At 57.6% G+C, this 11,764-nt stretch carries 8 protein-coding genes; 1 reads left to right on the top strand and 7 read right to left on the bottom strand.

Features of this window, described 5'->3' with window-relative positions; translation table 11 throughout:
• Window positions 1–95 precede the first annotated feature (95 nt).
• The 4 genes from tuf to rpsL are packed head-to-tail and all read right to left on the bottom strand — an operon-like array spanning window position 96 to window position 4,325.
• Window positions 96–1,271, bottom strand: a complete 1,176-nt coding sequence (tuf, locus tag ACR0M2_RS11290) for an elongation factor Tu (protein ID WP_170407828.1) — start codon at window positions 1,269–1,271, stop codon at window positions 96–98.
• A 60-nt stretch (window positions 1,272–1,331) separates the two neighbouring features.
• Window positions 1,332–3,449, bottom strand: coding sequence for an elongation factor G (gene fusA / locus ACR0M2_RS11285; protein WP_170350956.1), 2,118 nt, complete (start codon window positions 3,447–3,449; stop codon window positions 1,332–1,334).
• A gap of 18 nt (window positions 3,450–3,467) precedes the next feature.
• Window positions 3,468–3,938: a 30S ribosomal protein S7 gene (gene rpsG, locus ACR0M2_RS11280; protein WP_058283017.1), complete on the bottom strand. Its 471-nt coding sequence runs from the start codon at window positions 3,936–3,938 to the stop codon at window positions 3,468–3,470.
• Window positions 3,939–3,953: 15 nt separating this feature from the next.
• Window positions 3,954–4,325 carry a 30S ribosomal protein S12 gene (rpsL, locus tag ACR0M2_RS11275; RefSeq protein ID WP_005621086.1) on the bottom strand — a complete coding sequence of 124 codons (372 nt, stop codon included), beginning with the start codon at window positions 4,323–4,325 and terminating at the stop codon, window positions 3,954–3,956.
• 396 nt (window positions 4,326–4,721) lie between these two features.
• Here rpsL and ACR0M2_RS11270 point away from each other — a divergent pair, with 396 nt between their 5' ends.
• Window positions 4,722–5,534: a putative rhamnosyl transferase gene (locus ACR0M2_RS11270; RefSeq protein WP_480705122.1), complete on the top strand. Its 813-nt coding sequence runs from the start codon at window positions 4,722–4,724 to the stop codon at window positions 5,532–5,534.
• On the opposite strand, the gene ACR0M2_RS11265 is transcribed toward ACR0M2_RS11270, so the two are convergent.
• The 3 genes from ACR0M2_RS11265 to rpoC form a co-directional block, all read right to left on the bottom strand.
• Complete coding sequence (locus ACR0M2_RS11265; protein WP_170362284.1) at window positions 5,513–6,382, bottom strand: DMT family transporter; 870 nt, start codon at window positions 6,380–6,382, stop codon at window positions 5,513–5,515. The genes ACR0M2_RS11270 and ACR0M2_RS11265 overlap by 22 nt on opposite strands.
• A 124-nt stretch (window positions 6,383–6,506) precedes the next feature.
• Complete coding sequence (locus ACR0M2_RS11260; protein ID WP_170350959.1) at window positions 6,507–7,286, bottom strand: hypothetical protein; 780 nt, start codon at window positions 7,284–7,286, stop codon at window positions 6,507–6,509.
• A gap of 230 nt (window positions 7,287–7,516) precedes the next feature.
• Window positions 7,517–11,758 carry a DNA-directed RNA polymerase subunit beta' gene (rpoC, locus tag ACR0M2_RS11255; protein WP_170350960.1) on the bottom strand — a complete coding sequence of 1,414 codons (4,242 nt, stop codon included), beginning with the start codon at window positions 11,756–11,758 and terminating at the stop codon, window positions 7,517–7,519.
• Between the last annotated feature and the right edge of the window lie 6 nt (window positions 11,759–11,764).

Raw genomic sequence — 11,764 nt, 5'->3', positions numbered from 1 at the left:
CACAAGCAGCACAATTTTGCGTGCCTTGGAACCGGTATCCAAGCAAAAAGGGCGCCCCAAGGGACGCCCTTTCTTTGAGTATTGGCTTTAGCGCCTTACTCGATGATTTTCGACACAACGCCGGCGCCGACGGTGCGGCCGCCTTCGCGGATGGCGAAACGCAGGCCGTCTTCCATCGCGATCGGGGCGATCAGCTCGACGGTGAAGCCGACGTTGTCGCCGGGCATGACCATCTCGGTGCCTTCGGCCAGGGTCACGGTGCCGGTCACGTCAGTCGTACGGAAGTAGAACTGCGGACGGTAGTTCGCGAAGAACGGAGTGTGACGACCGCCTTCTTCCTTGGTCAGGATATAGGCTTCGGCTTCGAACTTGGTGTGCGGTGTAACCGAACCCGGCTTACACAGAACCTGGCCACGCTCAACGCCGTCACGGTCGATACCGCGCAGCAGGGCGCCGATGTTGTCGCCTGCTTCACCGCGGTCCAGCAGCTTGCGGAACATTTCAACGCCGGTGCAGGTGGTTTTCTGAGTGTCGCGGATGCCGACGATTTCGATCTCGTCGCCAACATTGATCACACCACGCTCAACACGACCGGTCACAACGGTACCGCGGCCCGAGATCGAGAACACGTCTTCGACCGGCATCAGGAACGGCTTGTCAACTTCACGCTCAGGGGTGTCGATGTAGTCATCAACAGCCGCCATCAGTTCCTTGATCTTCTCTTCGCCGATTTCCGGGTTGTTGCCTTCCATCGCGGCCAGAGCCGAACCTGCGATGATCGGAATATCGTCGCCAGGGTATTCGTAGCTGGACAGCAGTTCGCGAACTTCCATCTCAACCAGTTCCAGCAGCTCTTCGTCGTCAACCTGGTCAACTTTGTTCATGAACACGACCATCTTCGGGATGCCAACCTGGCGGCCCAGCAGGATGTGCTCACGCGTCTGCGGCATCGGGCCGTCAGCTGCGTTCACAACCAGGATCGCGCCGTCCATCTGAGCGGCACCGGTGATCATGTTCTTGACGTAGTCGGCGTGGCCGGGGCAGTCGACGTGCGCATAGTGGCGGTTGTCGGTCTCGTATTCCACGTGGGCGGTCGAGATGGTGATGCCACGTGCTTTTTCTTCAGGCGCGCCGTCAATCTGGTCATACGCTTTGAAGTCACCGAAATACTTGGTGATTGCTGCGGTCAGCGTGGTCTTGCCGTGGTCAACGTGGCCAATCGTGCCGATGTTGACGTGCGGCTTATTACGCTCAAACTTTTCCTTTGCCATGATGGCCTCCTTTTTCGGTAATGAAGGGAGCGCGTTAGCCGCGCTCCCTCAAATCTTCGCTTATGCGTATTTCGCCTGAATCTCGTCCGAGATGTTCTGCGGAACCGGATCGTAGTGGTCGAACTGCATGGTGAACTGGGCACGACCCGACGACATCGAACGCAGAGTGTTGATGTAGCCGAACATGTTGGCCAGCGGAACAAACGCATCGATGGCGATCGCGTTGCCGCGCGGCTCTTGTCCAGACACCTGGCCCCGACGCGAAGTCAGGTCGCCGATGATACCGCCGGTGTATTCTTCCGGGGTGATCACTTCGACTTTCATGATCGGTTCCAGCAGCTTCGCGCCAGCTTTGCGCATGCCTTCACGCATACACATCCGCGATGCGATTTCGAAAGCCAGTACGCTCGAGTCAACGTCGTGGAACTTACCGTCCAGCAGAGCAACCTTGAAGTCGATCACGGGGAAGCCAGCCAGCGGGCCGCTATCCATGACCGAGTTGATGCCTTTTTCAACACCGGGGATGTATTCCTTCGGAACGGCACCACCAACGATGCGGCTTTCGAAGGAATAACCTTCGCCTGGCTCGGTCGGCTGGATCTCCAGCTTGACTTCCGCGAACTGACCCGAACCACCAGACTGTTTCTTGTGGGTGTAGGTGTGTTCGACCGGCATCGAGATGGTCTCACGGTAGGCCACCTGCGGTGCACCGATGTTCGCCTCGACCTTGAATTCGCGCTTCAAACGGTCCACCAGGATGTCCAGGTGAAGTTCGCCCATGCCCTTCATGATGGTCTGACCCGATTCCAGGTCGGTTTCCACACGGAAGGACGGGTCTTCGGCGGCCAGACGGGCCAGACCCTGGGACATCTTCTCTTGGTCGCCCTTGGTTTTGGGCTCAACCGCGATCTCGATCACCGGATCGGGGAAGGTCATGGTTTCCAGAACCACCGGATCCTTCGCGTCACACAGTGTGTCACCGGTGGTGGTGTCTTTCAGACCCGCCAGCGCGATGATGTCGCCTGCAAACGCTTCTTCGATCTCTTCCCGGTTGTTCGAGTGCATCATCATCATACGACCGATGCGCTCTTTCTTACCTTTGGTCGAGTTCAGGATCGAGTCACCCTTGTTCATGGTGCCCGAGTAGATCCGAGTGAAGGTCAGCGAGCCAACGAAGGGGTCGTTCATGATTTTGAACGCCAGGCCCGAAAAGGCCATGTCGTCGTCTGCACGACGGGCGATGTCACGAACTTCTTCCTCGTCGCCGGGCTTGAAGCCCATGTAATCGACAACGTCCAGCGGGCTGGGCAGATAGTCGATCACAGCGTTGAGCAGCGGCTGAACGCCTTTGTTCTTGAACGCCGAACCACCCAGAACCGGAACGAACGCGATTTCCAAAGTACCTTTGCGCAGCAGGGCGCGCAGGGTCGGAACGTCGGGCTCATTGCCTTCCAGGTATTCCATCATCGCGTCGTCGTCCATTTCGACGGCCGCTTCGATCATCTTGCCGCGCCATTCGTCAGCCATGTCTTTCAGGCTGTCGCGGATCGGAGCTTTGATCCAGCTTGCGCCCAGATCTTCGCCCTGCCACAGCCACTCTTCCATGGTGACCAGGTCGATCAGGCCTTCCAGCTCGGACTCGGCGCCGATCGGAATACCAACCGGAACAGCACGTGCGCCGGTGCGGTCTTCGATCATGTTGACGCAGTTGAAGAAGTCAGCGCCGATCTTGTCCATCTTGTTGACGAAAACCATGCGCGGAACCTTGTAGCGGTCAGCCTGACGCCACACGGTTTCGGTCTGGGGTTCAACCCCGGCGTTTGCGTCCAGAACGCAGACGGCACCGTCGAGAACTGCCAGCGAACGTTCAACTTCGATGGTGAAGTCAACGTGGCCGGGAGTGTCGATGATGTTCAGGCGGTGCTTAGGCGTTTCTGCGGTCTGACCGTCCTCGGTGCGTTCCCAGAAAGTGGTGGTCGCAGCCGAAGTGATGGTGATGCCGCGTTCCTGCTCCTGCTCCATCCAGTCCATGGTGGCTGCACCATCGTGCACCTCACCGATGTTGTGGGATTTACCAGTGTAATACAGGATACGCTCCGAGCAGGTGGTTTTACCTGCGTCGATGTGCGCCATGATACCGAAGTTACGGTACAGTTCGAGCGGATATTCGCGTGCCATTGGTCTAAGCCTCTTGGATTACCAACGATAATGGCTGAAGGCTTTGTTCGCCTCGGCCATCTTGTGGGTGTCTTCACGCTTTTTCACGGCAGTACCGCGGGACTGTACAGCGTCCAGCAGTTCACCGGCAAGGCGTTCTTCCATGGTGTTTTCGTTGCGGGCGCGTGCAGCCGAGATCAGCCAACGGATGGCCAGGGCTTCGCGGCGCTCGGGGCGTACTTCGACCGGAACCTGGTAGGTTGCACCACCAACGCGGCGCGAGCGAACCTCGACCGACGGTTTGATGTTGTCGAGCGCTTCGTGGAACACTTCGACCGGTGCGCGCTTGATCTTGCCTTCAACGCGATCAAACGCGTTGTAGACGATGCGCTCTGCGACCGACTTCTTGCCGTCGATCATCAGGTTGTTCATGAATTTGGTCAGTACCTTGTCGCCAAACTTGGCGTCAGGCAGGACTTCGCGTTTTTCGGCGGCGTGACGACGTGACATATCAGCCTCTCCTTCTTACTTGGGACGCTTCGCGCCGTATTTCGAACGACGCTGCTTACGGTCTTTGACGCCCTGAGTATCCAGAACACCGCGCAGGATGTGGTAACGCACACCGGGAAGGTCTTTTACACGGCCGCCACGGATCAGAACAACCGAGTGTTCCTGCAGGTTGTGGCTTTCACCGGGGATGTACGAGATGACCTCGAACCCGTTGGTCAGGCGCACCTTGGCAACCTTACGCATAGCCGAGTTCGGCTTTTTAGGTGTGGTGGTGTACACGCGGGTGCAGACGCCGCGTTTCTGCGGGCACTGCTCCAGATGCATGGACTTCGAGCGTTTTACTTTGGGCTGTCGCGGTTTGCGGATCAGCTGTTGAATAGTTGGCATTCCGGTTTCTTCCCCGTTTTGCAACACACATGACATGCACGCGCGTTGCGTGCGGTTAAACTTGCTGCACTTATGCGTCCACAAGCGCAAAACCCGCGAGCGTTCCCATTCCGAGGTGAACGTCGCGGTTGGTTATCAGAGGGCGCGAACTGCAAAATTGTTCAGGCCTTGACCAGTCCATTACTGAAATCGGTTATGGGGCGGCCCCCGGTACCGAGATAGCGCGCGTAATAGGGGGAGTCGGAGCAAGTGTCAACAGTGCACCCGTATGGGTGTCTCACCGGTCTGTTTATGCGGGAATATCAGGCCCCTTCCGGGATTTCCAGCACCGCAGCCGTTGCGACACCCTTTTCGGGAAGGCATAGTCTGTGCAACACGCTGCCCCACGGATCAAATATGCAAATCATCGGCCTGTGCCGCTTTTCCTATCCTGCCTATGGTGGCTTTCAAGTCGAACATGAAACGATCGAAGAACGTCGGCGGTACCTTTACAACCCCGCCCGCCTAGAAGAACGCTTTCGCCTGTTCGAAACCACTACACTGCCCTGCCTTCGAGAACAGACCAACGAGGATTTTCAGTTTCTCATCGTGATCGGTGATTGCCTTCCCAAACCCTCTCTGGATCGATTGCGCGATCTAACCGCCGGCATGCCACAGGTTCAGATCATCGCCCGCGCTCCGGGTCGACATCGCAAGGTGATGAAAGAGATTCTGAATGCCGCCCGCAACGACCCCAGCGACCCTTGCGTTCAATTCCGCCATGACGACGATGATGCCGTGTCAGTGGATTTTGTCGAACGTCTGCGTCTTGCCGTCGACGAGAGCAAAGGTCTGATGGAGAACAGCCGAACGGTCGCCATCGACTATAACAAGGGCTTTCTGGCCGAATTCGGGGCAGATGGCATTCAGGCCGCCCAAGTTATGCGCCCTCTGTTGGGGATAGGCTTTGCGATGCATGTGCGTGGAAATTGCGAGCAGACAATTATGAATTTCGCCCATCACCGGATCGGGAATTTCATGCCGGTCATCAGTTACCCTGACGCGCCGATGTGGGTGCGCACGCTCAACCAGTTTAACGATTCACGCAATGCGCGTGACACTAAGACTGAGCTGTTGCCTCTGACACCCGAACAAGAAGGTGAATTCATCGCCCGCTTTGCGATAGATCAGAACCTTGTGCGTCAAGTTCACTCGGCGGGCTGCGTCTGACGTTCGCGGAATAATGTGAACAGCCCTGCCCCAACGACCAGCGTTGCCCCGAACATGGTAATCGTGTCCGGCCATTCCCCGAAAATGAGCCACCCCAGCCCCAGAGCCCAGATCAGGCTGGAGTATCGGAAGGGCGCGACGAACCCGACCTCGCCTACGCGCATGACCATGACGCTGAACAAATAGCCCCCAAGTACGAACACCGCTGCCGATGCCACCATTAAACCAGCACCGACCGGCACCGGTTCCCAACCTGTTGCCACCGTGGCAATCCCCGCTGACACGGTAATCGTCAGGGACGTCGCCAAGGTAACCGCCAGCGAGGGCACATGCACCGACATCCGCCGCGTAATCAAATCCCGCGCCGTGACCGAGGCCACCGCAATCAAGGCATAGATCGCGTATATGCTGAACCCATCGGGGCCGGGCCGCACAATCAACAGCATCCCGGCAAAGCCCAACACAATCGCCAGAACTCGTCGCCACCCGATCTGTTCGCGGAAAAACAGCACTGCGCCCAGCGTGACCGTCAGCGGCAGGGCCTGCAGCACTGCGGTCACGTTGGCCAGCGGCATATGCAGCAACGCGGTCAGAAAAAAGAACGTGGCCGACAGCTCGGCCAGACACCGGATCACCACCAGCCATTTGTCGTGACGCGGGAAATTCAGATGCAATGCCCCCAGATGACGCGCCAGCAGAAACACCAAAACCGTCGCCAAAAATCCGCGCATTGCTACCATCTGAAACAACGGCACCTCGGCACCTGCCGCCTTGATCAGAGCATCATTGATGGTAAAGGCGGCCATGCTGCCCATCATCAGCAGCGCGCCTTTCACGTTTGGAGTCATGGTTAAAGAATCCGGTCGAAAGTCGATTGCTGCATTGGCTCAATCGATCGACTTATTGTCAACGCAACTTAGTAGGCGAACAGGAAAATTACGTCTCAACTTGCCGGACACAATCTAATCGCCCTCAAAATCCAAAGACGCGCCCGCCGCCGATACCTTCGACGGTCACCCCGGCACTTAGGTTATGCGTCGCGATCAGCCCTCCGGACATGTTTAAAACCCCAAGCCGGTTGCCGTTTTGAAGTGCAACATAGAGCTCACGGCGTTCAGCGTTGATCCCGAGGCCAAAGCGCTCAATCTGCAATGCCGCGCCAACCGAGGGGTTGGTTGGGCGAATGACCCTTTTGGTGGTGCCGTTCAGATCAATCTCGGCAATCAGACGATTACGAATAAACAACACGTAGAGGGTGCCGGTATTTTTGTCGAAGGCCAGCCCGCCTATCGGTCCTTGTGGCTGCGCAAGCCTGATATGGCGCACGAACTGCCCGTCGCGCGTCAATTCTGAAATCATCAGACCGTTTGGATGATCCAGGAAAAGATGACCGTCTGCACCCCGAATAGCGAGCCCGCATTCCTTGATCGGGAAGTCGTCAGGAGTAACCCCTCCGCAACCGGCCGGTACGCGCTGCGCCGAAAAGGTGCGTAGAACGCGGCCATTTCGATCAAGTTCCTGCAACTGTGTACCGGGGAGATTGCGCAGGAAAATCCGCCGCCGCGGCTGGTCATAGGCAAGACCCACTATCGAAGCGGAAACTGGAATAAGCCGTGTGGTACCATCGGGAATTTTTACTTCCCGAGACGGCTGCCCCTGCGGCATCCCGACATAGGCGTAATCACTACATGCCGCCAGCAGGCCAATCCCCAAAACCGATAATGCACGAGACAATTTCAATACAGCTCTCATAATTCAAATCTCCGGTGGATTTGTGCGCGAGACGTAAAAAACCATACCATGAAAAGGGTTTTTCTAGAATAAAACTGCTCATATTTATTTGCGCCGAACCGAGCCGCACAGTCTGCGACCCATCCCTTGCCATTGTCAGCGCTTCAATCCAGGCAAAGGGCACAGGCGGCCACCCAAAGAAAAAGGCCCCGCGAAATCGCGGGGCCTGATCTTTGGATTATCGTAGTCGCTTACTCGCGGCTTTCCGGGGTTTCCACCAGAACGTCCAGCTCGTCTCCAACCATGTCGTCTTCGACAATCGGGGCAGCCAAGGCAGCGGCCGCTTCGGCCTCTTCCCGGCGGGCTTCGATCACGACGTTGTCGCGCGACTGGGCAACCTGACGCACAGCCTGGGTTGCACCACCTGTACCGGCAGGGATCAGGCGACCGACGATGACGTTCTCTTTCAGGCCAACCAGCTTGTCCTTTTTGCCCTGTACTGACGCTTCGGTCAGCACGCGGGTGGTTTCCTGGAACGACGCCGCCGAGATGAAAGAACGCGTCTGCAGCGAGGCTTTGGTGATCCCCAAGAGGATCGGTTCGCCCTGAGCCGGACGGCCACCGCGCGAGAGGGTCTTCTCGTTGGCTGCGTCAAACTCCTGCTTGTCGACATGTTCGCCTTTCAGCAAGGTGGTGTCGCCTGAATCCAGGATCTCCCACTTCTGCAGCATCTGGCGCACGATGACCTCGATGTGCTTGTCGTTGATCTTCACGCCCTGCAGACGATAGACGTCCTGCACCTCGTCGATCATGTAATCCGCCAGCGCTTCGACACCCATGATGGACAGGATGTCATGAGGGGCCGGGTTACCATCCATCAGGTATTCGCCTTTCTGGATAAAGTCACCTTCCGCGACCGGGATATGTTTGCCCTTGGGAACCATATATTCGATCGTTTCCATCGACTCATCCGCCGGTTCGATGCTGATGCGGCGCTTGTTCTTGTAGTCGCGGCCAAAGCGCACGTAACCATCGGCTTCTGCGATGATCGCGTGATCTTTCGGACGTCGGGCTTCGAACAGTTCGGCCACACGCGGCAGACCACCGGTGATGTCCTTGGTCTTGGCACCTTCGCGCGGGATACGCGCGACAACGTCACCGGCTTCGATCTGCTGGCCATCTTCGACCGACAGGATCGCATCCACCGACATCGGATAGTGAACCGGGTTGCCCGCATCGTTGCGGACCGGCTCGCCATCTTCACCGACCAGAATGATCTCGGGCTTCAGATCGCTGCCTTTGGGGGCTGCACGCCAGTCGATCACGATCTTCTGAGTCATGCCGGTTGCGTCGTCGGTCTCATCGCGGACAGCGATGCCCGAAACGAGGTCAACGTATTTCGCAGTACCGGCTTTCTCGGCGATGATCGGCAGGGTGTAGGGATCCCACTCGAACAACTTGTCGCCACGGGCCACTTTGGTGCCATCCTTGACGAACAGCTTGGAACCGTAGCCCAGCTTGTGGCTGGCACGCTCTTCGCCGTGTTCGTCCTTGATCACCAGCTTCATGTTCCGGCCCATGACCAGACTTTCGCCTGCGGCATTGACCAGGATCTGCGGGTTCTCGAAGGAAACGACACCGTCCTGGCTGGCTTCTTGGAACGACTGCTGACCACCTTGCGCAACACCACCAATGTGGAAGGTCCGCATCGTCAGCTGTGTACCGGGCTCACCGATGGACTGGGCGGCGATGATGCCGACAGCCTCACCCGTGTTCACCATGGTACCGCGCGCAAGGTCACGACCGTAGCAGGTCGCACAGACGCCTTCCTCAGACTCACAGGTCAGAGGCGAGCGGATGCGCATGGACGCAACACCGGCTTCGTCAATGGTGTCGGCCATACGTTCGTCGATCAACTGACCAGCGGCCACGATCACCTCATCCGTACCCGGACGCAGAACGTCATCGGCAGAGACTCGGCCCAGCACACGTTCGGCCAGCGAGGCAACAACCTCACCGTCGTTCACCGCAGCTTCGGCGGTGATCGCGCGCTCAGTGCCACAGTCGATCTCACGAACGATGCAATCCTGCGCCACGTCTACCAGACGACGGGTCAGATAACCTGAGTTCGCCGTCTTCAGAGCGGTATCCGACAGACCCTTACGGGCGCCGTGGGTCGAGTTGAAGTATTCAAGAACGGTCAGGCCTTCCTTGAAGTTCGAGATGATCGGCGTCTCGATGATGTCACCGTTCGGTTTGGCCATCAGGCCGCGCATACCGCCCAGCTGTTTCATCTGAGTGACCGAACCACGCGCACCGGAGTGGGCCATCATATAGACTGAGTTCGGTTCCTGCTCGGAACCGTCCTCTGCCCGATCCGAGGATGAGATCGTGCTCATCATCGCTTCGGTCACGCGGTCGTTACACTTCGACCAGGCATCGACAACCTTGTTGTACTTTTCGCCCTGAGTGATCAGGCCATCCATGTACTGCTGTTCAAAGTCCTTCACCTGACCGCGGGTGTCATCAACGATGCCCCATTTGTCATCCGGAATAACCATGTCGTCCTTGCCGAACGAGATGCCCGCCTTGAACGCTTCTTTGAAGCCCATCGACATGATCTGGTCACAGAAGATAACCGACTCTTTCTGACCGCAGTAGCGATAGACGGTGTCGATGACCTGCTGCACTTCTTTCTTCCGCAGCAAGCGGTTGACCAGCTCGAACGGCGCTTTGTTGTTCATCGGCAGCAACGCACCCAGACGCAGACGGCCCGGAGTGGTTTCATAACGCTTCTGAACTTCGTTGCCTTCGTCGTCGATCTGCGTGATCCGCGCGGTGATTTTCGAGTGCAGATGCACCTCACCCGCGTCCAGCGCGTGCTGGACTTCTTCGATCGAACCAAAGACTTTGCCTTCGCCCGGCATGCCTTCGCGTTCCAGGGTCACATAGTACAGACCCAGGATCATATCCTGCGACGGAACGATGATCGGCGCACCGTTTGCAGGCGACAGAACGTTGTTCGTCGACATCATCAGAACACGGGCTTCCAGCTGGGCCTCAAGGCTCAGCGGGACGTGAACCGCCATCTGGTCACCATCGAAGTCGGCGTTAAAGGCCGAACAGACCAGCGGGTGCAGCTGGATGGCTTTACCTTCGATCAGGACCGGCTCGAACGCCTGAATGCCAAGACGGTGCAGCGTCGGCGCACGGTTCAGCATGACAGGGTGTTCGCGGATCACCTCGTCGAGGATATCCCAGACTTCGGGACGCTCTTTCTCGACCAGTTTCTTCGCCTGTTTCACGGTCGAAGACAGACCCTTGGCTTCAAGGCGCGAGTAGATGAACGGCTTGAACAGCTCCAGCGCCATCTTCTTGGGCAGACCACACTGGTGCAACTTCAGCTCGGGACCGGTCACGATGACGGAACGGCCCGAGAAGTCGACGCGCTTACCCAGAAGGTTCTGACGGAAGCGACCCTGCTTACCTTTCAGCATGTCCGACAGCGATTTCAGCGGACGCTTGTTGGCGCCGGTGATCACGCGGCCACGACGGCCGTTGTCGAACAGAGCGTCAACGGATTCCTGCAGCATCCGCTTTTCGTTGCGGACAATGATGTCAGGCGCGCGCAGTTCGATCAGACGCTTCAGACGGTTGTTCCGGTTGATGACGCGGCGATACAGATCGTTCAGATCCGAAGTCGCAAAACGGCCACCATCCAGCGGAACCAGCGGACGCAGTTCCGGCGGAATGACCGGGATCACGGTCATCACCATCCACTCGGGCCGGTTGCCCGACTCGAGGAAGGATTCAACAACCTTCAGACGCTTGATGATCTTCTTGGGCTTCAGCTCGCCGGTTGCTTCGGCCAAATCAGCGCGCAGCTGCTCGGCTTCGGCTTCCAGATCGATCTGGGCCAGCATCTCACGGATGGCTTCGGCACCGATATTCGCGGTGAACGCGTCCATGCCATAGGCATCCTGCGCATCCATGTACTCTTCTTCGGTCAGCATCTGGCCGTAGGTCAGGTCGGTCAGACCGGGCTCGATGACGACGTAGTTTTCAAAGTACAGAACGCGTTCCAGATCGCGCAGCGTCATGTCCAGCATCAGACCGATGCGGGACGGCAGCGATTTCAGGAACCAGATATGTGCAACAGGCGCGGCCAGTTCGATGTGGCCCATACGCTCGCGGCGGACTTTCTGCAGGGTGACTTCCACACCGCATTTCTCGCAGACAACGCCGCGATACTTCATCCGCTTATATTTGCCGCACAGACATTCGTAATCTTTGATCGGGCCAAAGATACGTGCGCAGAACAGACCGTCACGCTCGGGCTTGAACGTCCGGTAGTTGATGGTTTCGGGTTTCTTGATCTCACCATAGGACCAAGACAGGATCCGTTCAGGGCTGGCCAGCGAGACCTTGATCTCGTCGAAAACCTTCGGCGGCGTCAGCGGGTTGAACGGGTTATTGGTGATTTCCTGGTTCATTTTGAT

The sequence above is a fragment of the Ruegeria sp. BE10 genome (assembly GCF_056538905.1).
The sequence above is the reverse complement of the archived record's forward strand: the minus strand, read 5'-3'. Positions and strand labels throughout refer to the sequence as shown.

Bases quoted from the DNA above. Each gene is read 5' to 3' on its own strand.
- tuf (WP_170407828.1), bottom strand. From the start codon at position 1,271: ATGGCAAAGGAAAAGTTTGAGCGTAATAAGCCGCACGTCAACATCGGC.
- fusA (WP_170350956.1), bottom strand. From the start codon at position 3,449: ATGGCACGCGAATATCCGCTCGAACTGTACCGTAACTTCGGTATCATG.
- rpsG (WP_058283017.1), bottom strand. From the start codon at position 3,938: ATGTCACGTCGTCACGCCGCCGAAAAACGCGAAGTCCTGCCTGACGCC.
- rpsL (WP_005621086.1), bottom strand. From the start codon at position 4,325: ATGCCAACTATTCAACAGCTGATCCGCAAACCGCGACAGCCCAAAGTA.
- ACR0M2_RS11270 (WP_480705122.1), top strand. From the start codon at position 4,722: ATGCAAATCATCGGCCTGTGCCGCTTTTCCTATCCTGCCTATGGTGGC.
- ACR0M2_RS11265 (WP_170362284.1), bottom strand. From the start codon at position 6,382: ATGACTCCAAACGTGAAAGGCGCGCTGCTGATGATGGGCAGCATGGCC.
- ACR0M2_RS11260 (WP_170350959.1), bottom strand. From the start codon at position 7,286: ATGAGAGCTGTATTGAAATTGTCTCGTGCATTATCGGTTTTGGGGATT.
- rpoC (WP_170350960.1), bottom strand. From the start codon at position 11,758: ATGAACCAGGAAATCACCAATAACCCGTTCAACCCGCTGACGCCGCCG.